Below are 20,830 nucleotides of genomic sequence, written 5' to 3' on the forward strand. Positions count from 1 at the left end.
CGCGAAAGCGGTGCCGATGCAGGCGCGGCCGCTCGCCGGCATCCGGCTCATGCGTGATGCTGGCGTTGCGCCTGGCGCGCTTCCCATTCGGCCAGCTCGACGCGATAGCGCGCAAGTGCTTCGTCGTAGAGATCGAAGACGCACGGCGAGCAGCCGCTGTTGCAGCAGTCTTCCAGTTCGGGTTGGATGGGCGGGGTCGGACGGGGATCGTCGACGGACGGATCCGGAGAGGCAGTGTTGGGCACGGCGAGAATCGAATGAATGGACGGGTTCAGTATAAGCGGATGCCGCACGGCATGCGTGCCACGCAACATCCGCAAGACGTACGTCGCCGAGCCGTATCCCGTGACGACGACCGTTCAGGTCGAGCGTCTCTACCATTCCGATCGGCAGATCGAGATCACTCCGGTTGCTGAAATTCCGCTGGCGCGGTGTTGCCGACCTGCATCGCGCGCGTGAATCGGCCTGCTCTGTAATAACGCGCCGGCCGTAACCTTCCCGACCGGCGCGCCCCTCACACCCCGCGTGCTTACTTCACCTGCACACCCGGCTTCGCTGCACTCGCCCCCGCCTTGTCGGCCAGCGGCTGCCACGCGGCGCCGAGCGAATACCAGTCGACGCGGCGCGTGAGCGTCATGATGCCGGCGAGAATCGCGAACAGCAGCAGCGAACCGAGCATCAGCGCGTTGTCTTCCGACAGCAGCAGCCCGTAGAGCGCCGCGTACAGCACCGCGAGCAGCGCCGCGAACACCGCCCCGCGCTTCACGCTGTGCAGCACGAACGTCAGGTAGAAGGCAAGCAACCCGATGCAGGCGCCGCTCGCCGCGAGATACGCATACGCGAACGCGATGTGTTCGGACAGGCTCAGCAGCAACAGGAAGAACAGTGCGAGCGACAGGCCGACCAGCGTGTACTGGATCGGGTGAATGCGCAGCCGCTTCACGAGCTCGTACATGAAGAAGCTCGCGAACGTGAGCATCACGAACAGCGCGCCGTACTTTGTCGCACGCTCGGCCTGCAAATAGACGTTCACGGGTTCGATTACCGACACCGACGCCATTTCGATCGCGCCCTCCCCGTCGCCGGAGGCGATCTGCCCACGCGCCTTCGTGTTGAACGACGTCACGCGCCAGTTGCCGGTGAAGCCGCGCGCATCGACCGTGCGATTGTTCGGCAGGAATGCGCCGTCGAAACTCGGATGCGGCCACGTCGATTTCAGCGAGAAATCGTTCTGGTCACCCACCGGCGCAAATGCGACGGAATCAGCACCGCGCAACGGCAGGTCGACGCTGAACGGCACGACCGCCCCAGCGTTTGCGTCCGCCAGCGCCGCGAGATCGACGTTCGCGTGCACGCCCTGGCGCAGGCTGTCCAACCGCGTGCCCTGCTCGACGTCGAAGCGCGCGCCGCCGATGCGCAGGTCGGGTTGCGCGGTCAGCCCGCGGATGTCGCCGATGCCGATCGACACATAGGCTTCGTCGACCTTGAAGCTCACGTGACCGTCGGCTTGCGGCAGTTTCTTCAGGTCCGGCAACGGCAGCGTGCCGGTCAGCCGGCTTGCCAGCTCGTACACCAGCGCCTTGTGAATGCCGCGATAGCGGACGCTGGTCGTCAGCGTGCCGTCGACGTTCAGCGTCTTCGGAAACACGAGCAGGCGCTTCGTCTCGCTGCGCAGGCTCGTCTTCGTCGCGCCGCCGGCCGGCGAATCGTCGCGCACCCGCGTGACTTCCGTGTAATGCACGACGAGCACGGGGCCCGCCACCGTCTGCGGCCCCGCATAGCTCGACCAGATGCTCTGCAGCGCATCCCGGCGATACGCGGAGCGCTCCTGCACGATGCTTTGCACCATCTGCAGCGGGATCAGGATCAGCAGCGCGAGAACCGCGGTGATCGCGAATTTGAACAACAGGACTCGATTCATGGCCGACAAGTACCGGAGTAAAAGGGTACGGTCAGCATGAGCCGCGCCGGTGAAGCGCGATTGAAGCCGGTGTGAAGCGAATGTGTGGCGAGCGTGAAGCGCGCTCAGCCCGCCGACGGCAGCGTAAGCGTCGCGCACGCGCCGCCTTCGTCGCGGTTCGCGAGCGAGACCTGGCCACGGTGCAGCATCGCGACCTCGCGGACGAAACACAGCCCCAGGCCCGTGCTGCGATCCTGGCCGTCGGGACGCGGCAGCGAATAGAAGCGCTCGAACACGCGCGCCAGTGCGTAGTCGGGCACGCCGGGGCCGTCGTCGGCCACGCGCACGACCGCGGCGTGCGCCTTGCCCGCCGGCTGCCGTTCGAGCGCGATGCGGATCGTGCTGCCCTGCGGCGCGAAGTCCAGCGCGTTGTCGAGCAGGTTGCCGAGCGCCTGGCGCAGCAGGAACGGATCGCCTTCGACGACCGCCGGGTCGGCCGCGTCGCGTGCGTCGATCGCGAGGCTGACGCCGCGCTGCCGCGCGCGCGGCTCGATGTCGTCGACGAGCTGTTCGAGCACCGGCCGCAGCGCGACCGGTTCGCGCACCGACAGGCGCTGCTTCTGCTCGACTTCCGCGAGCGCGAGCAGCTTGCGGATCATCTGTTCGAGGCGGCCGGCCTGGCGACGGATGTTCTCGGTGAAGCGCCGCCGGTTCGCCACCGGCATGTCTTCCTGCAACAGTTCGGCCGCGCCGCTGATTGCCGCCAGCGGGCTCTTCATCTCGTGCGTGAGCGTGTGGATGTAGGTCTCGACGTACTGCCGGTCCTCCAGCCGCTGATGCATGCTCTCCACCGCGCGCCCGAGTTCGGCCAGTTCGCTCGCGCCCTGCAGCGGCATGTCGGCCCGCTCTCCTGCCGCAATCGCGCGCGCATAGCGCTGCAGGCGCCGCAGCCCGACCACCAGCCACCACGTGCACGCGACGCCGATCAGGATCGCGCCGCCCATCAGCAATGCGCCGTACAGCATGATCTTGCGCTGGCTGCGCGCGATGAACGGCGCGACCGTCTGGTTCGGCTTCGCGATCGTCAGCACGCCGATGATCGCGTTGCCGTGCCGGATCGGCGCCGCCACGTGCATCACGGTGCTGCTGTCGTCGTTCGGATCGCTGCGTGTGCTGCGCGCGCCGTACTCGCCGCGCAGCGTCCGGTACACGTCGTTCCAGCGCGAATAGTCCTGCCCGACCGCGCGGCCGGACGAGTCGTAGCGCACGATGCCGTGCGCGTCGGTGATGTAGAGACGGTAGCCGATCGCGTTCTTCTGCACGCCCCACACGTTCGCGCTGACCGGGCGTTCGTGCAGGTTCGAAAGCTGCCGCGCGAAAGCGCCGTCGGCGATGCGGCCGTTCGCCATGTCGTCGGCGGCCAGCGTCGCGAGCACTTGCGCGGTATCGACGAGCGTGTCCTCCATCGCCTCGCGCACGCCCGGCTTCACCTCCTGCACGAACACGCGCAGCGTGATCAGGGCAGCCAGGCCGACGATCAGGAAAAAGCCGAAGAAGATGCGCAGGCCGATATGCATGGACGGTGCCGGTCGTTACGATTGCAGCGAATAGCCCATCCCGCGATGCGTGCGGATCGGGTCGCGTTCGGGGTCGATCGCGCGCAGCTTCGCGCGCAACGTCTTGACGTGCGTGTCGACCGTGCGGTCGGCCGAGTCGAATGCCTCGTGCCACACGAGGTCCATCAGTTGTTCGCGCGAGTAAATGCGCCCCGGATGCCGGACCAGCAGCGCCAGCAGCCCGAATTCGTAGCGCGTGAGGTCCAGTGCGTGGCCGAGCCACGATACGCGCGCGCCGTCGGTGTCGAGCGTGAAGCCCGGTGCGATGGTCGCAGCCGGCACGGGTACGGGTGTCGCTTCGGGCGCGGCCGTGCGGTAGAAGCGCCGCAGGATCACGCGCACCCGCGCCGCCAGTTCGCGCGGCGAAAACGGCTTGATCACGTAATCGTCGGCGCCGATCTCGAGCCCGACGATCCGGTCGATTTCATCGTGCCGCGCGGTGAGGAAGATCACCGGTATATCGGAGAACGTGCGCAGCCGCCGGCACACCTCGAAGCCGCTGAGATCCGGCAGGCCGACGTCGAGCACGACGAGATCGAAGCGCGTGTCGCGCAGGTGGTCGAGCGCCGCCTGGCCGAGCGTGCAGTGGACGGTCTGCATGCCGTCGGTGCCGAGGGCGTAGATGATCGTGTCCGCAATCGCCACTTCATCTTCGACGATCAGGATAGTGGGCTGATGCATGGTCTCAGGCTGGGCTCGCGCAATCCGGTGCGACATTGTACGCACGGCCGGCCGCGGTGCGCGCCCCTGCCCTTGCCCCGCCGCGCTATGCCACGCGGCCGGTCACCGGAATCGACGCGCCGGTGATCGCCTGCGCATCGGTCGACAGCAGGAAGCCGATCGTCGCCGCGATCTGCTCCGGCTTCACCCAGCGCGTGAAATCCGCGTCCGGCATGTCGGCTCGGTTCGGCGGCGTATCGATGATGCTCGGCAGGATCGCGTTCACCGTCACGCCGCGGTCGAGCAGTTCGGCCGCCAGCGCCTCGGTGAGCCGCGCGACGCCGGCCTTTGCCGCCGCGTATGCGCCCATCCCCGTGCCGGCCTTGAACGCCGCGCCCGCGCCGATGTTGACGATGCGCCCGGCCGGGTTCGCCAGCAGGTGCGGCAGCGCGGCCTTCGATGCGTTCAGCGCGGTCTTCACGTTCAGTTCGTACATGCGGTCCCACGTGGCGGCATCGCCGTCGGCGATCGTCTGCCATACGAACGCGCCCGCGATGTTCAGCAGCGCATCGACTCGGCCGAATTCACGTTGCACGGTATCGAGCGCCTGCGCGGCGGCCTGCGGATCGACGAGATCGATGCCGCCGATGCGCAGCGCGTCGGCCGGCACGCCGGGCAGTGCCTGCACCGCCGGGGCCGCACCGCGGCCGATCAGCGCGACGCGCGCGCCGCGCGCGCCGAGCCACGCGGCCGTCGCGACGCCCAGATGGCCGAATCCGCCGGTGATCGCGACTGCCTTGCCTTTGAGATCGTGTTCCATCGATGTTTTCTCCTGGATCGAGGGTTGCTTGGTGATGCGTGTTGCATGAGCGATGCCGGCCGCGGCATGCGTGCCCGACCGGCAATGTGCCACAGGGTAGCGCCGTTCACGCATCCGTGCGCACGGCGACGAGGCTGCGACGGCGCAGTTCTTCCGTCGTTTCGCCCTGATTGTCGGGGCGCCAGCCCGGCGGCAGCAACACGAAGCGGATCGCGCTCCACACGTCGCGGGCGGTTGCGACGTCGCGGGCAAGGCTCGCCCAGTGCTCGAGCTCGACGACGAACGGGTTGCGCGAGCGGGTCGGCGTGACGAGGCCGAAGCGGCACGGCTCATCGGCGCGCTCGGCGACATAGGTGCCGAACAGCCGGTCGAACACGGCCAGTACGCCGCCGTAGTTCGCATCGAGATAGTCGAGGTTCGACGCATGGTGCACGCGGTGCGCGGACGGCGTGTTGAACACGTATTCGAGCCAACCGAGCTTCGGCATCCAGGTGTTGTGCAGCCAGAACTGGTACATCCGGTTGAACGACAGGATCGCGAGCACGGCTTCCGGAAGCACGCCGAGCCACACGAGCGGCGTGAAGAACATCGCGGCGCAGAACGCGGCAAATGCGTGGCTGCCGACGATATCAGCCAGCTGACGCACCGGGCCGCCGCCTGCGAGGCCCGACGCGCACGCAGACGGGCGGCCGGGCATAATGCGCGAGGCTGGTCCGGCGCCACGCGCCGCGCGCCGTGCCGGACCACCCGGCGGCCCGCATCATGTCCGGTCCCGAATCCTGAACTTCAATTCGTCAATTTCATGCAAGTACTCGTCGTAGGAACCGGCAAGCTGGCCAGCGAACTGCTCGACGCGCACCGGCTCGACCCGGCAACCTGCCGCGTGATCCCCTGGTCGGACAGCGCGCGCAGCGATGCGCAACGCAGCGACGCCCGAACGATCGTCGTGCACGCCGGTTCCGGCCGCGAACTCCCCGCCGTGATCGCATTCTGCGAGGCCACCGGCTCGCCACTCGTCGAACTGTCGACCGGCTCCGAGCTCGAAACCGGCTCGCATGCTTTCCCGGTCGTGCTGTGTCCGAACACGAACATCCTGATGCTCAAGTTCATGAGCATGCTGGAAACCAGCGGCCACCTGTTTCACGACTGCCGGATCAGCCTGACGGAGTCGCATCAGGCCGGCAAGACGTCCGTCCCCGGCACGGCCGTCGGGATCGGCCAGTCGCTCGGTGTGCGGCCGGAAGACATCCGCTCCGTGCGCGACCCGGACGTGCAGCGCAGCGAATTCGCGGTCGCCGACGATCAGCTCGGCCGCCACGCGATTCACCGGATCCGCATCGACGACGGCGCGTGCAGCCTGCAGTTCGAATCGCGCGTGGTGGGCGCGACCCCTTACGCGGACGGTGTGTCGCGCATCGTCGACGCCGTTCGGCAGCACGATCTCGAGCACCGCCGCTATTCGATCGTCGAGTTCATCCGCAACGGCTGGCTGTAGCCATGGCGATGCGCGGCGGCCGGCACGCGTGCATCGCGCGTCGCAGACGTCTTTTGCGCAACGCAAGCAGAGGAGCGGTGCCGACTTCCGTGGATGTCGTCGATCGCCCGCTCCGTGGCATCAGGGCCGCCATGAATTTCGCCGACCGCGCCTGACGTCCCGCATGGGCGGCGTGCAAAATCACGCCAGCCGGCTTCGCCGCCACGACCGCTCGGGAAATTCGACGAGCAATCGTCCTGCCGCATTCGCTGGTAAGTTATCGGCCGAGGTTCATTCGCCGAGACGGGACGCGAGCCACTGCCAACGTCGGCGCCTGAACCACTCCCCTCGCCCCCCCCCCGACAGGAGCGCAATCGATGACCCGCCCCGATTTCATCAAGCACTGGACCGAACTCGAAGAACCGGAAGCGCATTGCTATCGCGGCGACACCGAGCCGATGGCGCTGGACGCACCGCTTTCCGCCGCGCTGGGCATCACGCGCATCGGCATTCATCACGTGAGGCTTCTGCCGGGCCGACGGACGTCCTATCCGCATGCCGAAAGCACCGAGCAGGAATTCGTGTACGTGCTCGAGGGCAAGCCCGACGTCTGGATCGACGGCGTGCTTCACCCTGTTGCCGAAGGCGATTCCGTTGCGTTTCCGGCAGGCACCGGCATCTGCCACACCTTCATCAACAACACGAAGGACGAGGTCAGGCTGATGGTGATCGGCGAGCGTCCGCGCGACGACAACCGCATCCGCTATCCGAAGAACGAGGCGTATGAACTGACCCGCGCGGACCGCTGGGTGGACTGGCCCGACAGGCCGCTCGGGGACCATGACGGGAGGCCGGACTGACGCCTGCGCAGATTCGCCCGGCGAAACCCGCCAAGCCCGCTGCACAAGCTCGCGGCGTGCCACCGGGACCACCCCGCCGCGCCGGTCGTTACCCGGCCCGCCGTCACTCAGCGCCAAGCACCACCCCGCTCTCGGGCAACGTCGCGCCGCCGTCGACGACGATCGTCTGCCCGGTGATGTACGCGGCATCCGCCGAGGCGAGAAACAGCATCGCGTTCGCGATGTCTTCCGGCTCGCCCATCCGCGCAAGCGGAATGTCGCGCGCGATCTGTGTGGCGACCGACGCGTCGCCGAGATTGCCGGCCGCCGGCGTGCGGATCATGCCCGGCTCGACGCCGTTGACCGTCACGTTGCGACGCGCGAGTTCCAGCGCCGCGGCGCGAATGAAGCCGTTCACGCCGGCCTTCGACGCCGCGTAGTGCGCGAGCCCTGGATACACGACGCGCGGCCCCGTCACCGACGACGTGACGAGCAACCGCCCCGCTCCCGCGCGCTCGAATGCCGGCAACGCAGCCTGCGCGAGCCAGAACAGCGCCGACAGGTTGACCGACAGCGTCCGGTCGAGCGTCGGCTCGTCGATCTGAGTGAACGGCGTCAGCGGAAAATAGGCGGCATTGTGGATGACGACATCGAGCCGCCCGCCGTCGCGCTCGACCGCCGCGACCAGCGCGCCCAGTTCATCGCGGCTCGCGGCATCCACCCGATAGGCACGCGCGTCGCCGCCCGTGCTCGCGAGCGCGTCGGCCTGCGCGGCGGCGGCCTCGCCGTTCAGGTCGGCAAGCGCGACGAACGCATCGGATTCCGCGAATCGGCGTGCGATCGCCGCGCCGATCCCCTGCGCGGCACCCGTGACGAGCACGACGCGCCCGCTGAAATCCGCCCGCAAGCGGCCGCTGCCCGGCACGGCATTCATCGCTGCGCCTCGCCGCCGAGCGGATGCACGGTTTCGTTCAGCACCTGCGCGTGCGCGCCGACGGGGAAGTTCGACAGCGAGCCGAAATCGCCGCCCTGGTAGCCGAAGATCTTGCCGTCGGTCTTGCGCTGCGCGAGGTCGATCAGGACGACGCCGAGCGTCGGCACCACCTTTTCGCGCCACACGAAGAGATACAGTTCGTCCGCAATCCTGAAGTAATGACAGCGGTCGACATCGGCCAGGCCGCCTTCGACACCCTGCAGGCACTGCCACGCGTAGAAGTTCTCGTTCAGGTAGATGTGCTCGTAGCATTCGGTCGGGCTATAGCGATACATCGTCCGCTTGCCGATCAGCTCGCGCGTGGCACCGTGCAACGGCCCCGGCTGCGTGTGGCCGCCGAGTGTGCCGTGCCGGAACTCGGCCTCGACGCCCGTCAGCGGCAGCCCGCGCGCCACCCGTGTGAACGCGTCGATGCGCGTGTCGGCTTCGGTCGGCAGCGTACCGACGACCGACGTCCATACGCCGTTGTCGAGATCGATCACGAGACTGACCGACGTCGCGCGGGCGGCCGAATCGATGTAGTCGACGAAGTACAGCCCGTCGCGCAGCCGCGTCACGCGGCACGGCTCGCGGCCGCCCGCGTCGGTCGCCGCATCGCGCCATTGCAGTGCGCCGGGCTCGAACGTATAGACGCGCCACGCACCCGATGCGTCGCCGAGCGCGAGTGCCCGCCCGGCGAGCCCGTCGACGGATGCGAGGATGTTCGCTTCCGGCGCGAAGCCGTCCGCGAGCGCGCCAACCTGAATGAATACCGGATCGTGTCGTTCCACCTGCTGTCTCCCGCGCAGCTTCAGGCCCGGCGGGCCGTGTACGCTGCTCATGTGCACATGGTGCGGGCTGCGCGCGCCGCGCGGTATCGGCCAAAAGGATGAAGGGCGCGCGGCGCCGGAACGCGCTAAAGTGCACGACATCCGCGCCGCGCCCGGCGCGAGGAGCGCACATGCACCGCGTCACCCATTACCGACGGACCGACGAAGGCATCGAGGCAATCAGCCTCGAATCCGACCGTGCATTTCCGCGCCACGCGCACGACGAATTCGGGGTCGGCGTGATCGTCAGCGGCGCGCACCGGTCATGGAGCGGCCGCGGGCAAGTCGATGCACTGGCCGGCGACGCGATCATGGCCAACCCGGGCGAGATGCACGACGGCTCGCCGATCGAGGCCGGCACGGGGCGGCGCTGGCGGATGCTGTACCTCGCACCCGCGCTGGTCGCGGGCGTCGCGGCGGAAGAAGGCCTCGGCGGCGTCGAACTGGCGCATCCGGCGGTGCGCGATACGCGACTCGCAGCCTCGGTCGGCCGGCTGCATGCGCGTATCGTCGCGGGAGAGTCCCAGCCGCTCGCCCGCGACGAAGCGCTCGTGATGCTCGTCGCCGGGCTGCTTGCCCGGCACGCGAACCGCACGCTGCCGCCGGCGGGCGTCGCACCGGCGATCCGCCTCGCCCGGGAGCGGCTCGACGCAGCGCCGGCCGTGCCCGTTTCACTCGCCGAGCTGGCCAGCCTGAGCGGCATCAGCCGCTTCCAGTTGCTGCGCGGGTTTGCCCGCGAGCTCGGCATCACGCCGCACGCGTACCTGATCCAGTCGCGTGCGCGGCTGGCGCGCGCGCTGCTGGCCAGCGGCCTGCCGATCGCCGATGCCGCGGCCGAAGCCGGCTTCGCCGACCAGAGCCACCTGACGCGTGCATTCGCGCGCCAATTCGGGATCACGCCGGGGCGGTTCACGCAGGCCGTTTGACATCGCTGCCAACCCGCGGGGGCCGCCGCCCAACCTACCGACTTCGAAGGCTGCGCCCACATCGACAGCTGTGGCGACTGTCGCCCGCCCCTGTCGCACAAGCATGCCGAGTCGCGCGCTCCGTATTCGACACGCCCGCGCCCGCTGCAATTTCGTTCAAGACGCGCGCGGCCGCCGTACGCGACGATGCAGCGCATGAAGACACGACTGATCGGCTATCTCTATCTCGCCGCCGCAATGGCGGGCGTCGGCAGCACCGTCATCGCGAGCCGTCTCGCGGCCGGCGGCCTGCCGCCGTTCGCGGCCACGGCGCTGCGCTTCCTGATCGCGACACCGCTGCTGTTCGCGCTGATGCGTGCGCAGCGCATGCGCTGGCCACGCATCTCCACGCGCGACGCCGTGCTGCTCGTCATTCAGGCGGCGGCGGGCGGCGTCGGTTATACGGTGCTGCTGATCTGCGGCACGAAGCTGTCGTCGCCACTCGATGCGGGCGTGATGCTCGGCACGCTGCCCGCGATGTCGACGCTGATCGCGGCCGTCGTGCTGCGCGAGCGGCAAACGCCGCGCGACTGGGTGGCCGCCGCGCTCGCAACGGCCGGCGTGCTGTTCGTCACGTTCGCGCCCGGCCAGGCCCTGCCGTCGCTCCGCACGCTCGCCGGCGATGCGCTGGTGCTGGCCGCCGTCGCCTGCGAAGCCGTATTCATCCTGCTCAACCGGCGACTGGCCGCGCCGTTGCCGCCGCTGGCGCTATCCACCGCGATGTCCGGCCTCGGCTTCGTGCTCGCCCTCGTGCCGGCCGCGTTCGAATGGCGCGCGGTGGCAACCGGCTGGACTGTCGGCTCCGTGTCGGCGATCGCCTACTACGCGCTGGTGCCGACCGTGCTCGGCTATCTGTGCTGGTATGCGGGCTCGGCGCGCACGAGCGGCACCGAGGCCGCGCTGTTCACGGCGGTCGCGCCGGTCTCGGCCGTGCTGTTCGCGGTCGCGCTGTTCGGCGAAACGCTCAGCGGCACGCGTGTCGCAGGTATCGCGCTCGTCGTCGCCGGTATGGTCGTCGGCGCGACGCGGCGACGCGAACCGCCAGCCGAAGCACGCAATACGCACCCGGCGAATCCGGATCGACCGTCCCGCCCCGCGCCCGCCGCGCAAACAGCCACCGACTGACTCGCGCGCATCGCGTCGTTGCATCGTTGCGGAAACGACAGCGGCTCCGCCCCGCCGTATAACCTGTCGCCTCCTGCATTCCCGCCATGCAGCCGGCAACTGTAGGAATGTGTCCGCGCACCGCAAAACCGTTGCGCACCACCCCGCAAGATGCAATATTCGCGTGGCCGGGACCATTGACAACCATCGAACGACAATCCGCCACGCAATGAACAGGAAGGAAGCCAAAACAAGAATCGCGGTGCTGCTGTCCGCGGGAACGAGGAAGGCCGACGCATTGGCCGAACTGTCCGGACAAGGACTCAAGGATCGCGTGCTCGCTCACCTGATCGCGTCACGCCCCGATCCCGAACGCGGCCGCAAGAACAAGCTGCACATCCGGATCCTGGTCGCGCTCGGCATCGCCCAGCTCGCGATCAGCCTCGTGCTCGCGTACTACTTCTTCGCCACCGGCGCCGGCAACGGCCTCGTGCTGGTATTCCTCGCGCTGACCGTACCGCTGTCGCTGCTGTTCATCTGGGGCTTTGCGACCCATCGTGTCGGTGCGTACCACGCGTTCATCCTGCTGTCGCTGCTGCAGTTGCCGAAGACCATCGCCGAGCTCGGACGCGATCCGTCGAGCGCGCTGCCGAGCCTCGCGATCACGGTCCTGCTGGTGGGCTATGTCTGGTTCGTCCGCAACCGCCTGTTCCCCGACTACGGCTGGTTCACGCCGCGCAAGGTCGAAGGCCGTTACGCGTTCGTCGAGCACGCCTGACGTCACCGGCATCGAGCGCCGGCCGCAAGAAAAAAGGCGCCGGACCGCCCCGCAGTAGCGGGACGGCCCGGCGCCTTCTGCATTCCGGAACCGCTCGGCTTACTTGGCCTTTTCAGCCGAATCGCTGATCGCCTGGCCGCCCTTCGAAATGTCCTGCCCCACACCGGCAACCGTGTTGCAACCGGCAAGCGCGGCGGTCACCACCAGCAGCATTGCAGCAATCGTACGCGTCATTCTCATTCTCCTTGGAATCAACAAGCCCGACGGGCGAAGCGTTTGCGGCGTCGCGTCCGGCAAGACGCCGGGCACGGGGCCTGACCTGATTATACGGAGACGGCCGCCGCGCGCCAGTACGAACCCGCCGCCTGTCAGGCGGGCCACACAGCCGGTTCGCGCAGATTTCCCTTGACTTCAACACGCCAGGAACTAATATACGCACCGCGTATATTTCTCGTCAGGAGCCGCCGATGACCGTTCCCCAGCAAGCCTTCCTCCGCGACGCCATGCGCCGCCTCAACATGACGCGCGAAGCGTTCGCCAGCCGCATCGGCGTCAGCCGGCGTGCGCTGGATACCTGGCTGCTGCCCGACGACTCGCAGGAATCGCGCGGGATGCCCGAGATCGTCGAACGCTTCGTGTCGGAAATCGTCGAGCGCTCGGTACCGGAGGGCGGAGGATATACGCAAAGCGTAGATAATCAGGGGCTCGCCAAGCAGTTCTTTTTCGAGGGCAAGCCGCAACTGCTGTCGGTCGACCAGTTCTCGCGGGAATCGGTCGAGGCGCTGTTTCGCGTAGCCGACGTGATGCAGCCGATCGCGCGCCGCCACAAGATTTCGCGCGTGCTGGAAGGCGCGGTGCTCGGCAACCTGTTCTTCGAGGCCAGCACGCGTACGCGCGTGTCGTTCGGCGCCGCTTTCTGCCGGCTCGGCGGTTCGGTATGCGACACGACGGGCTTCACGTTCTCGTCGATGGCCAAGGGCGAATCGATCTACGACACGAGCCGCGTGATGGCCGGCTATGTCGACGCGCTCGTGATCCGCCATCCGGAGAAAGGCTCGGTGGCCGAGTTCGCGCGCGCAACCAACCTGCCCGTGATCAACGGCGGTGACGGCCCCGGCGAGCACCCGAGCCAGGCGCTGCTGGATCTCTATACGATCCAGCGCGAGTTCTCGCGGCTCGGCAAGATCGTGGACGGCGCGCACATCGCGCTGGTCGGCGACCTCAAGTACGGCCGCACGGTGCACTCCCTCGTCAAGCTGCTCGCGCTGTACCGCGGGCTCAAGTTCACGCTCGTGTCGCCGCCGACGCTCGAGATGCCGGCCTACATCGTCGACCAGATCGCGACGAACGGCCATGTGATCGAGCAGACGACCGATCTCGCGGCCGGGCTGCGCGGCGCGGACGTCGTCTATGCGACGCGGATCCAGAAGGAGCGCTTCACCGACGAATCGTTCGAAGGCTACACGCCGGATTTCCAGATCAACCAGGCGCTCGTCGATTCGGTGTGCAAGCCGGACACGCTGATCATGCACCCGCTGCCGCGCGACAGCCGGCCCGGCGCGAACGACCTGTCGGTCGACCTGAACCGCGACCCGCGCCTCGCGATCTTCCGCCAGACCGACAACGGCATTCCGGTACGGATGGCGATTTTCGCGGTGCTGCTCGGCGTCGAGAACCTCGTCCAGCATTCGATGCGCGACGCGACGTGGCGCCCGCCGGCGTATCTCGGGCCGGAGGACGCGGTGTTTCACGGGGTGGATTGAAACCGGAACGACCGAGGGCGCCCATATCGGGCGCCGCCCGATTCAACAGAAAGCGCGCGGGGCTACCCGACGCGCTTTATTTTTTCTCGCGCGGCGAACGGACGATCGAATGACCGCTACGACGCCCATGGATCAATCACCCGCAGGCCGACAGCCTCGAATGGCGCAACGTCGCGCGTCGCAATGATCAATCCGTTCGCCTCGGCCGTCGCGGCAATAAAGACATCTGCAGGCGCGATCGTACTGCCCGAGGCACGCGCACGCGCTCGAATGCTCGCATACGCTTTGCTCGCCGCATCGTCGAACGGCAGAATCCTGCCGCGAAACAGCGGCACGACGCGTTGCTCGATGCTGTGGTGAAGCCAGTCGCGCCTGCGCCCTTCCGGGAGCGCCGCCACGCCGAAGCGCATTTCGCCAAGACTGATCGCAGCAAGAAACAACGTTTCGACGTTCTGGGCATCGAGCCACTCGATCACGGCCGCGCTCGGCTCACGCCGCAGCGGCTCGGACATCACGTTCGTATCAACAAGGATCATTCGAAGCTCATCGGGTCGGTTAGCGTCTTGTCGCGCCGAACGTCGAATTCGACGCCGCCCGCCTCCCGTCCGATTTCAGCCAGCAGCGTTCCCAGCTTCAGCCGGCCGCCCGGCAGAACGGCCTGCTCCAGGATGTCACGCACCTCGGCTTCAGTGCTACGCCCATGCTGCGCCGCACGAATTCGGAGCGCGCGGTGCACTTCATCGGGCAAATTTCGAACAGTAATCACGGGCATGATGCACCTCACCACATTTGCTTTCAATGCTGTCATATTAGCACCTTGATGTCATGGCGGGTGATCCGCGACAGAACCACTCTAACCCGCCTGACAAGCCCGTCACACCTGGCCGATCGGCCATCGGCCCTGCTCGAACCACCCCGCCACATTGATTAACACTTTCCCGACCAACGTTAACAAGAACGCTTCTCATTCAACAAAAAATTACATAGAATGCCGCCTGAAAACAAATCGTAATAATTCCCGGCGGCATGCACATTTTCGCAGTGCACCGCCCCCGGGGCCACACCGCGAGGTCGAAGCGCACCATGAAGTCACGTCCCGACGAGCTGAAGCTCGGTAAATTCACGACCCTGTGCAGCGTGCTCGCCGCAAGCCCGGCCTTCGCGGCGGACGGCACGCCGCAGCCCGCCGCGGCCGGAACCGAAGGCCATCTCGCGCCGATCGAAGTCCAGGGCAAGGCCGAGCACAGCTACAAGGCCGACTTCTCCGCTTCCGCGAAATTCACCGCGCCGCTCGTCGACACGCCGAAATCCGTCACCGTGATTCCGCAGGAACTGATCCAGAACAGCGGCGCGTCGACGCTGACCGAAGCGCTGCGCACCGTGCCCGGCATCACGTTCGGCGCCGGTGAAGGCGGCAATCCGCTCGGCGATCGCCCGTTCATCCGCGGCTACGACACGCAGGGCAGCATGTTCGTCGACGGCATGCGCGACACCGGCGCGACGACGCGCGAGATCTTCAACACCGAGCGTATCGAGATCACCAAGGGTTCCGACGGCGCTTACGGCGGCCGCGGCGGCGCGGGCGGCAGCATCAACCTGATCACGAAGGCCCCGCACCTCGGCACCACCGCCGCCGCGAGCGCGGGCCTCGGCACCGACCGCTATCGCCGCTTCACGGCCGACGGCAACTGGCAATTCGCCGATCACGCCGCGTTCCGCCTGAACCTGATGAGCCACAACAACGACGTCGCCGGCCGCGACGCGGTGAACAACGGGCGCTGGGGCGTCGCGCCGTCGATCGCGTTCGGCCTCGGCACGTCGACGCGCGTCGTCGCGAGCTACTACCACCTGTCGACGGACGACCTGCCCGACGGCGGCATCCCGTACTACTACGGCTTCAACCTCCCGAAAGGCGTCGCCACCGACGGCCCGGCGCCAGTCGACCGCCACAACTTCTACGGCCTGACCAACCGCGATTTCCGCAAGACGACGTCGGACATCAGCACGCTGAAGATCGAGCACGACATCACGTCGTCGCTGACGATCCGCAACACCACGCGCTATACGGAATCGACGCAGGACTACATCTGGACGCAGCCCGACGACAGCCAGGGCAACGTGGTCAACGGCAAGGTCTGGCGGCGCGCGAACACCCGCAACAGCGCGATCAACAGCATCGCGAACCAGACCGAGCTGTTCGGCGAATTCCGTACCGGCCCGTTCAAGCACAGCTTCACGACCGGCATCGAGCTGTCGCGCGAATGGGGCAAACGCGACACGTACAACGTCGCCGCCGCGAACGGCAAGATCTGCCAGAACGGCATCGGCGCGGCGTCGGGCTACAACTGCACGAGCCTGTGGTCGCCGAACCCGAACGACCCGTGGGCCGGCTCGATCACGCGCAACAACGACTATGCGCATGCGCGCACCGTGACGAAGTCGATCTACGGCTTCGACACGATCGAGATCACGCCGCGCTGGCAGGTCAACGGCGGCGTGCGCGTCGACGACTATTCGACCCGCTTCACCGACACCAAGGCCAACGGCGGCAAGACCACCACGCGTGACGACACGCTCGTGAACTGGCAGGCCGGCCTCGTGTTCAAACCGGCGCAGAACGGCAGCATCTATGCGTCGTACGCGACGTCGTCGACCCCGGCCGGCATGATGCTCGGCGAAGGCAGCGAAACGCAGTCGCTCACGCCGGGGCGCGGCGGTGTCGGCTCGAACGCCGACCAGCTGGCGCCGGAAAAGAACCGCAGCATCGAGCTCGGCACGAAGTGGAACGTGCTGAACGACAAGCTCGCGCTGACCGCCGCGCTGTTCCAGATCGACACGACGAATGCGCGCGTGACGCTGCCGAACAACCAGTACGCGATGGTCGGCAACAAGCGCGTGCAGGGTCTCGAGCTCGGCGTCGCGGGCCAGATCACGAAGCAGTGGCAGCTGTTCGGCGGCTATACGTACATGAAGAGCGAGCTGCGCGACAACGGCAAGGACACGGCGAACAACGGCAACCGTTTCCCGAACACGCCGAAGCACAGCTTCACGATGTGGTCGAACTACGACGTGACGCCGAAATTCACCGTCGGCGGCGGCGCCTTCTACATGTCGCAGGTGTTCGGCGATCCCGCGAACCGCCACGCCGTGCCGTCGTACTGGCGCTTCGATGCGATGGCGCAGTACCGCATCAACAAGAAGCTCGACCTGCAGCTGAACGTGAACAACCTGTTCAACCGCACCTACTTCGACCAGGCGTATCCGGCGCACTACGCGTCGATCGCGCCGGGCCGCTCGGCGTTCGTCACGCTGAACGCGCGCTACTGATCGATGGAGGCCGTGTCGCTGAAGGCGCTCGCGTCGGTTTCGCCGCGCGAGTTCGCCGACATCCTGGCCGGGCCGCCCGAGCGCGCCGCCGCGTGGGTCGCGGCGGCGGCCGACAACGGCATCGTCGATGCGCAAGCCGTCTACGGGCAATACCTGCTCGACGGACATGGCGTCGCGCGCGATCCGGCGGCCGCGTTCAACTGGTTCCGGCACGCGGCGCGCGCCGGCCACGCGATGGCGATGAACATGCTCGGCCGCTGCTACGAGTTCGGCTGGGGCACGGCCGCGTGCGCGCCGGTCGCCGTGTACTGGTACCGGCTCGCCGCGCAGGCGGGGCTCGACTGGGGCATGTACAACTACGCGACGGCGCTCGCGCTCGGCAACGGCATCGACGAGAATCGCGCCGATGCGCTCGACTGGTTCCGGCGCGCGGCCGCACTCGGCCATGCGAAATCGATCAACCTGATCGGCGGGTTCTACGAGGACGGCTGGGTCGTACCGGTCGATCGCGACGCCGCGTTCGACCACTATCGCCGTGCGGCCGAAGCCGGCGATTTTCGCGGCCAGTTCAACTATGCGCGGCTGCTCGCCGAAGGCGGGCGCATCGACGAAGCGCTTGCGTGGCTTGCGCGCGTGCCGGCCACCGCTACTCCCGCGTTCGTCGCGAAAATGCGTGCGTATCTCGCATCGTCGCCGATCGATGCGTTTCGTGCGGCGGCGCTGGAATTGCAAACGCCACCACGGCCGCAGCCTCAGACGCACTGTATGGAATCCCTATCATGATGCTTCACGTCCCCGGCGTACTGACGAAAGCGCAGGTCGCGCAATGTCGCGAACTGCTCGATGCGGCCGAGTGGGTCGACGGCAATGCGACGTCCGGTACGCAGTCGGCGCTCGCGAAACGCAATCGCCAATTGCCGGAAGGCGCGCCGGCCGCACGCGCGGTGGGCGACGCGATCCAGGACGCGCTCGCACGCCATCCGCTGTTCTTCTCGGCGGCGTTGCCGCTCAAGGTGTTTCCGCCGCTGTTCAATCGCTACGAAGGTGGCGAGACGTTCGGCACGCACGTCGACAACGCGATCCGGCTGCTCCGCGGCACGGACTTCCGCGTGCGCAGCGACCTGTCGGCGACGCTGTTTCTCGAAGAACCCGATGCGTACGAGGGCGGCGAGCTGTGCGTCGAGGATACGTACGGCACCCATCGCGCGAAGCTGCCGGCGGGCGACCTCGTGCTGTATCCGGCCTCGAGCCTGCATCACGTCACGCCCGTGACGCACGGCGAGCGCGTCGCGTCGTTCTTCTGGATCCAGAGCATGGTGCGCGACGACGCCGACCGCACGCTGCTGTTCCAGCTCGATACGCAGATTCAGGCGCTTTCCGCAGAGAAAGGGGCGAAGGATCCCATGGTCATTTCGTTGACGGGGATTTATCACAACCTGTTGAGGAAGTGGGCGGATGCGTAGCGGGAACGGGCAGCGCTACCCGGCCGTGCTCCCTGCGCTTGCATCACGCCGGAATCCATGACTAAAATGACCATCGTCAAATGACCATGCTCATATCATGATGCCGCACGCTCCCGTTTCGAAATCCGAGTTCAAGGCTCGCGCACTCGAATACTTCCGGCTCGTCGAGGCGTCAGGCGAAAGCCTGATCGTCACCGATCACGGCAAGCCGACGCTCGAAATCCGCCCTTATCGCGCGCGCGAGGCTCAGCCGTTGGACATATTGCGCGGCTCGGTCATGCGCTACGACAATCCTCTCGATCCGATTGCGGAAGATGATTGGGAGGCGTCGCGGTGATCGTGCTGGATACACATGCGTTGGTGTGGTGGGTGGCGGGCGATCCGTCACTCAACAAGAAAGCGAGAAACGCGATCGATCGCGCTCGGAGTGAAGGCGCGCTCGCCGCATCGGCAATCTCCGCGTGGGAGATTGCCATGCTGGTGCGCAACGACCGCCTCGCGCTGACGATGGATGTCGACGCGTGGCTGGCCACAGTCGCGCAGATCGACGGCATGCGCTTCGTGCCCGTCGATGCCGACATCGCCGCAAAATCCACCGACCTGCCCGGCACGTTCCACAAGGATCCGGCCGACCGCATGATCGTCGCGACCGCACGGCGGCTCGGCGCGCCGCTCGTCACCCGCGACGAAAAAATCCGCGCATACGCGCACGTGAAGACGCTCTGGTAAGCGTCGCCCGCCCGCGGGTCGAACCGCGACACATCCTCCGCCGGACTCTGGCATATTGGCGATTCGTCTGACCAAACAACCGCGAGCGCCCGGCCCTGCGCAACACCGCTTCTTGCTGCCAGCCGGACGTGGCCCGCAACCGTCATTGCGCCACTTCGTCCACTATCGTGATTTCGCTCTCCGATCCCGTTGTCCGGTCCATTGCCCTGCAGGAGTCACACGAAGGGTTTGTCGATCTCGCAGGTTTCCATGCGCGCATTGCCGTCGATCTCGGCCGCCGCGACATCGCGAGCAGAAGCCCCCATTTCCTGAAAGTGCGTCGTGGCGTGGCGGACCGGCTGATCGCCGCCGCGCATACGTTGCCCGACGGCCTGCGCCTGTACGTCAAGGAGGGCTATCGCCCGCTGGCCCTGCAGCGCGACTCCTTCTCCGCGCACCTCGCGCATCTGCGCCGCACGCTGAATCCGCTTCCGGACGAAGCCACGCTGATCGCATTGACGAGCCACCACGTCGCGCCGCCGGAAGTCGCCGCGCATCCAACGGGCGCAGCCGTCGACCTGACGCTGATCTCGGCGGAAGACATCGAGCTCGACATGGGCTGCGTCATGAACGCCACCGACCAGGAATCATCCGGTGCGTGCTACACGCACAACCCGTTCGTCAGTCGCGCAGCCGCCCGCAACCGCGAGGTACTGATCACCGCGCTGACGAGCGCCGGCCTCACCAATTACCCGTCGGAATGGTGGCATTGGTCGTTCGGTGACCGCTATTGGGCCGTGATGCACGATCAATCGCACGCCCTCTACGGCTCCGTCGAGGAAAACATGCTCGACGAAGCCGCGCGCTGACATTCTTTCCGACGAAACGCGCGCGCCTCGGTAACATCCTCACTTGTCGATCCCTGCCCGCTCCCGCACAATCGCAGCACCTGCAACACTCTCCCCCGCGCCGATGTCCTATGCGTCACTCGCCACCGGCGTCCTCCTCGCGGGCGGCCTCGGTCAGCGCTTCGACCCGAGCGGCCTGCACAGCAAGCTGCTCGCGCTGCTTCCCGACGGCACGCCGGTTGCGGTCGCGGCCGCCCGCCGTCTCGCGGCGGCCACGGCCGACGTGATCGCCGTCGTGCGTCCCGGTGCCGAAAAACTCGCGATGCTGCTGAACGAAGCCGGCTGCCACGTCGTCTATGCGCCCGACGCGATGCGCGGCATGGGCGCGAGCCTCGCGGCCGGCGTACGCGCGACGCCCGACGCGAACGGCTGGCTCGTCGCGCTCGGCGACATGCCTTGGATCGCCGCCTCCACCTACGAAACGGTCACGCGCGCGCTCGAAGCCGATAACGCATCGATCGTCGCACCCGCGCATCGGGGCGTGCGCGGCCATCCGGTCGGATTCGCCGCGCACCATTTCGATGCGCTCGCCGCGCTCGACGGCGACACGGGCGCCCGTGCGCTGTTCGCCAGCGCGCCGGTCAGGCTGCTCGACGTCGACGATCCCGGCATCGTGCGCGACGTCGATACACCGGCGGATTTGCGCTGACCGGGATCCCACCGGGCGCGCGATGCAAAGCAGCGCAAGCGCCGCGCCCAGCA

The 20,830-nt window shown here is 67.3% G+C and carries 23 protein-coding genes and 2 pseudogenes; 14 read left to right on the forward strand and 11 right to left on the reverse strand.

All coding sequences use genetic code 11. The annotated features are described in order from the left end of the window. Positions 1-47: 47 nt before the first annotated feature. Entirely contained in the window at positions 48-245 is a 198-nt protein-coding gene (locus tag C5O79_RS27255; RefSeq protein WP_046548591.1) for an oxidoreductase-like domain-containing protein, read from the reverse strand. Positions 246-309: 64 nt separating this feature from the next. On the opposite strand from C5O79_RS27255, the pseudogene C5O79_RS38685 reads away from it, so the two are divergent. Beyond that, positions 310-459 (forward strand): annotated as a pseudogene (locus tag C5O79_RS38685) (RidA family protein); the annotation flags it as partial. A gap of 70 nt (positions 460-529) precedes the next feature. On the opposite strand, the gene creD reads toward C5O79_RS38685, so the two are convergent. The 5 genes and pseudogenes from creD to C5O79_RS27285 all read right to left on the reverse strand — a co-directional run. Then, on the reverse strand, positions 530-1,921 hold the full coding sequence (gene creD, locus C5O79_RS27265) for a cell envelope integrity protein CreD (protein ID WP_122476333.1): 1,392 nt from the start codon (positions 1,919-1,921) through the stop codon (positions 530-532). Between the two features lie 104 nt (positions 1,922-2,025). After that, on the reverse strand, positions 2,026-3,477 hold the full coding sequence (gene creC, locus C5O79_RS27270) for a two-component system sensor histidine kinase CreC (protein ID WP_047849670.1): 1,452 nt from the start codon (positions 3,475-3,477) through the stop codon (positions 2,026-2,028). Positions 3,478-3,492: 15 nt separating this feature from the next. Continuing rightward, complete coding sequence (creB, locus tag C5O79_RS27275) at positions 3,493-4,197, reverse strand: two-component system response regulator CreB (protein WP_122476335.1); 705 nt, start codon at positions 4,195-4,197, stop codon at positions 3,493-3,495. Between the two features lie 85 nt (positions 4,198-4,282). Continuing rightward, positions 4,283-4,996, reverse strand: a complete 714-nt coding sequence (locus C5O79_RS27280; protein ID WP_046548287.1) for an SDR family NAD(P)-dependent oxidoreductase — start codon at positions 4,994-4,996, stop codon at positions 4,283-4,285. A 106-nt stretch (positions 4,997-5,102) separates the two neighbouring features. Further along, a pseudogene (locus C5O79_RS27285) lies at positions 5,103-5,588 on the reverse strand (sterol desaturase family protein); the annotation flags it as partial. Positions 5,589-5,798: 210 nt separating this feature from the next. Between C5O79_RS27285 and C5O79_RS27290 the strand changes: the two are divergent. Beyond that, positions 5,799-6,491, forward strand: a complete 693-nt coding sequence (locus tag C5O79_RS27290; RefSeq protein ID WP_046548288.1) for a dihydrodipicolinate reductase — start codon at positions 5,799-5,801, stop codon at positions 6,489-6,491. 356 nt (positions 6,492-6,847) lie between these two features. Then, positions 6,848-7,330, forward strand: a complete 483-nt coding sequence (locus C5O79_RS27295) for a cupin domain-containing protein (RefSeq protein WP_046548289.1) — start codon at positions 6,848-6,850, stop codon at positions 7,328-7,330. A gap of 103 nt (positions 7,331-7,433) precedes the next feature. On the opposite strand, the gene C5O79_RS27300 is transcribed toward C5O79_RS27295, so the two are convergent. Together C5O79_RS27300 and C5O79_RS27305 are read right to left on the reverse strand one after the other, a co-directional pair. Continuing rightward, positions 7,434-8,243 carry an SDR family oxidoreductase gene (locus C5O79_RS27300; protein WP_047849669.1) on the reverse strand — a complete coding sequence of 270 codons (810 nt, stop codon included), beginning with the start codon at positions 8,241-8,243 and terminating at the stop codon, positions 7,434-7,436. Further along, positions 8,240-9,073 (reverse strand): molybdenum cofactor biosynthesis F family protein, encoded by an 834-nt coding sequence (locus C5O79_RS27305; protein ID WP_046548593.1) that lies wholly within the window; start codon positions 9,071-9,073, stop codon positions 8,240-8,242. The genes C5O79_RS27300 and C5O79_RS27305 overlap by 4 nt, the downstream gene beginning before the upstream one ends. Before the next feature lie 170 nt (positions 9,074-9,243). Here C5O79_RS27305 and C5O79_RS27310 point away from each other — a divergent pair, with 170 nt between their 5' ends. The 3 genes from C5O79_RS27310 to C5O79_RS27320 all read left to right on the forward strand — a co-directional run bounded on the left by C5O79_RS27310 (position 9,244) and on the right by C5O79_RS27320 (position 11,959). Further along, positions 9,244-10,038 (forward strand): AraC family transcriptional regulator, encoded by a 795-nt coding sequence (locus tag C5O79_RS27310; protein WP_047849668.1) that lies wholly within the window; start codon positions 9,244-9,246, stop codon positions 10,036-10,038. Between the two features lie 195 nt (positions 10,039-10,233). After that, entirely contained in the window at positions 10,234-11,202 is a 969-nt protein-coding gene (locus tag C5O79_RS27315; RefSeq protein ID WP_047849667.1) for a DMT family transporter, read from the forward strand. Between the two features lie 208 nt (positions 11,203-11,410). Then, on the forward strand, positions 11,411-11,959 hold the full coding sequence (locus C5O79_RS27320) for a permease (RefSeq protein ID WP_122476339.1): 549 nt from the start codon (positions 11,411-11,413) through the stop codon (positions 11,957-11,959). A gap of 99 nt (positions 11,960-12,058) precedes the next feature. On the opposite strand, the gene C5O79_RS27325 is transcribed toward C5O79_RS27320, so the two are convergent. Further along, positions 12,059-12,193, reverse strand: coding sequence for an entericidin A/B family lipoprotein (locus tag C5O79_RS27325; protein WP_006485835.1), 135 nt, complete (start codon positions 12,191-12,193; stop codon positions 12,059-12,061). A gap of 233 nt (positions 12,194-12,426) precedes the next feature. Here C5O79_RS27325 and C5O79_RS27330 point away from each other — a divergent pair, with 233 nt between their 5' ends. After that, entirely contained in the window at positions 12,427-13,722 is a 1,296-nt protein-coding gene (locus tag C5O79_RS27330) for an aspartate carbamoyltransferase (protein ID WP_039360985.1), read from the forward strand. Between the two features lie 116 nt (positions 13,723-13,838). Here C5O79_RS27330 and C5O79_RS27335 read toward each other — a convergent pair whose 3' ends face one another. Beyond that, positions 13,839-14,258, reverse strand: a complete 420-nt coding sequence (locus C5O79_RS27335; RefSeq protein WP_046548294.1) for a type II toxin-antitoxin system VapC family toxin — start codon at positions 14,256-14,258, stop codon at positions 13,839-13,841. Then, positions 14,255-14,494 carry an Arc family DNA-binding protein gene (locus C5O79_RS27340; protein WP_046548594.1) on the reverse strand — a complete coding sequence of 80 codons (240 nt, stop codon included), beginning with the start codon at positions 14,492-14,494 and terminating at the stop codon, positions 14,255-14,257. Before C5O79_RS27340 ends, C5O79_RS27335 begins: the two co-directional genes overlap by 4 nt. Before the next feature lie 311 nt (positions 14,495-14,805). Here C5O79_RS27340 and C5O79_RS27345 point away from each other — a divergent pair, with 311 nt between their 5' ends. The 7 genes from C5O79_RS27345 (at position 14,806) to C5O79_RS27375 (ending at position 20,777) form a co-directional block, all read left to right on the forward strand. Beyond that, a complete protein-coding gene (locus tag C5O79_RS27345) occupies positions 14,806-17,049 on the forward strand; it encodes a TonB-dependent siderophore receptor (RefSeq protein WP_131931900.1) in 2,244 nt (747 codons plus the stop codon). A 3-nt stretch (positions 17,050-17,052) separates the two neighbouring features. Then, a complete protein-coding gene (locus C5O79_RS27350) occupies positions 17,053-17,832 on the forward strand; it encodes a tetratricopeptide repeat protein (protein WP_122476341.1) in 780 nt (259 codons plus the stop codon). Then, entirely contained in the window at positions 17,829-18,512 is a 684-nt protein-coding gene (locus C5O79_RS27355; protein ID WP_122476343.1) for a Fe2+-dependent dioxygenase, read from the forward strand. The genes C5O79_RS27350 and C5O79_RS27355 overlap by 4 nt, the downstream gene beginning before the upstream one ends. A gap of 97 nt (positions 18,513-18,609) precedes the next feature. After that, positions 18,610-18,849 carry a type II toxin-antitoxin system Phd/YefM family antitoxin gene (locus C5O79_RS27360; protein ID WP_010089452.1) on the forward strand — a complete coding sequence of 80 codons (240 nt, stop codon included), beginning with the start codon at positions 18,610-18,612 and terminating at the stop codon, positions 18,847-18,849. Next, the gene (locus C5O79_RS27365) at positions 18,846-19,241 is read left to right on the forward strand and encodes a type II toxin-antitoxin system VapC family toxin (protein ID WP_047851020.1); all 396 of its coding nucleotides are present in this window, start codon (positions 18,846-18,848) and stop codon (positions 19,239-19,241) included. The genes C5O79_RS27360 and C5O79_RS27365 overlap by 4 nt, the downstream gene beginning before the upstream one ends. 128 nt (positions 19,242-19,369) lie before the next feature. Continuing rightward, on the forward strand, positions 19,370-20,089 hold the full coding sequence (locus tag C5O79_RS27370; protein ID WP_063794569.1) for a M15 family metallopeptidase: 720 nt from the start codon (positions 19,370-19,372) through the stop codon (positions 20,087-20,089). Positions 20,090-20,192: 103 nt separating this feature from the next. Then, the gene (locus C5O79_RS27375) at positions 20,193-20,777 is read left to right on the forward strand and encodes a nucleotidyltransferase family protein (protein ID WP_046548298.1); all 585 of its coding nucleotides are present in this window, start codon (positions 20,193-20,195) and stop codon (positions 20,775-20,777) included. The last annotated feature ends 53 nt before the right edge of the window (positions 20,778-20,830 follow it).

Source organism: Burkholderia sp. SRS-25, assembly GCF_004343765.1.
Classification (GTDB): Bacteria; Pseudomonadota; Gammaproteobacteria; order Burkholderiales; family Burkholderiaceae; genus Burkholderia; species Burkholderia contaminans.

What these genes read in the sequence shown, in the direction of transcription:
- C5O79_RS27300 (WP_047849669.1), bottom strand. Translation starts at nt 8,243, where the DNA reads ATGAATGCCGTGCCGGGCAGCGGCCGCTTGCGGGCGGATTTCAGCGGG.
- C5O79_RS27315 (WP_047849667.1), top strand. Translation starts at nt 10,234, where the DNA reads ATGAAGACACGACTGATCGGCTATCTCTATCTCGCCGCCGCAATGGCG.
- C5O79_RS27290 (WP_046548288.1), top strand. Translation starts at nt 5,799, where the DNA reads ATGCAAGTACTCGTCGTAGGAACCGGCAAGCTGGCCAGCGAACTGCTC.
- C5O79_RS27345 (WP_131931900.1), top strand. Translation starts at nt 14,806, where the DNA reads ATGAAGTCACGTCCCGACGAGCTGAAGCTCGGTAAATTCACGACCCTG.
- creC (WP_047849670.1), bottom strand. Translation starts at nt 3,477, where the DNA reads ATGCATATCGGCCTGCGCATCTTCTTCGGCTTTTTCCTGATCGTCGGC.
- creB (WP_122476335.1), bottom strand. Translation starts at nt 4,197, where the DNA reads ATGCATCAGCCCACTATCCTGATCGTCGAAGATGAAGTGGCGATTGCG.
- C5O79_RS27280 (WP_046548287.1), bottom strand. Translation starts at nt 4,996, where the DNA reads ATGGAACACGATCTCAAAGGCAAGGCAGTCGCGATCACCGGCGGATTC.
- C5O79_RS27350 (WP_122476341.1), top strand. Translation starts at nt 17,053, where the DNA reads ATGGAGGCCGTGTCGCTGAAGGCGCTCGCGTCGGTTTCGCCGCGCGAG.
- C5O79_RS27295 (WP_046548289.1), top strand. Translation starts at nt 6,848, where the DNA reads ATGACCCGCCCCGATTTCATCAAGCACTGGACCGAACTCGAAGAACCG.
- C5O79_RS27375 (WP_046548298.1), top strand. Translation starts at nt 20,193, where the DNA reads ATGTCCTATGCGTCACTCGCCACCGGCGTCCTCCTCGCGGGCGGCCTC.
- C5O79_RS27360 (WP_010089452.1), top strand. Translation starts at nt 18,610, where the DNA reads ATGATGCCGCACGCTCCCGTTTCGAAATCCGAGTTCAAGGCTCGCGCA.
- C5O79_RS27325 (WP_006485835.1), bottom strand. Translation starts at nt 12,193, where the DNA reads ATGACGCGTACGATTGCTGCAATGCTGCTGGTGGTGACCGCCGCGCTT.
- creD (WP_122476333.1), bottom strand. Translation starts at nt 1,921, where the DNA reads ATGAATCGAGTCCTGTTGTTCAAATTCGCGATCACCGCGGTTCTCGCG.
- C5O79_RS27335 (WP_046548294.1), bottom strand. Translation starts at nt 14,258, where the DNA reads ATGATCCTTGTTGATACGAACGTGATGTCCGAGCCGCTGCGGCGTGAG.
- C5O79_RS27320 (WP_122476339.1), top strand. Translation starts at nt 11,411, where the DNA reads ATGAACAGGAAGGAAGCCAAAACAAGAATCGCGGTGCTGCTGTCCGCG.
- C5O79_RS27340 (WP_046548594.1), bottom strand. Translation starts at nt 14,494, where the DNA reads ATGCCCGTGATTACTGTTCGAAATTTGCCCGATGAAGTGCACCGCGCG.
- C5O79_RS27355 (WP_122476343.1), top strand. Translation starts at nt 17,829, where the DNA reads ATGATGCTTCACGTCCCCGGCGTACTGACGAAAGCGCAGGTCGCGCAA.
- C5O79_RS27310 (WP_047849668.1), top strand. Translation starts at nt 9,244, where the DNA reads ATGCACCGCGTCACCCATTACCGACGGACCGACGAAGGCATCGAGGCA.
- C5O79_RS27330 (WP_039360985.1), top strand. Translation starts at nt 12,427, where the DNA reads ATGACCGTTCCCCAGCAAGCCTTCCTCCGCGACGCCATGCGCCGCCTC.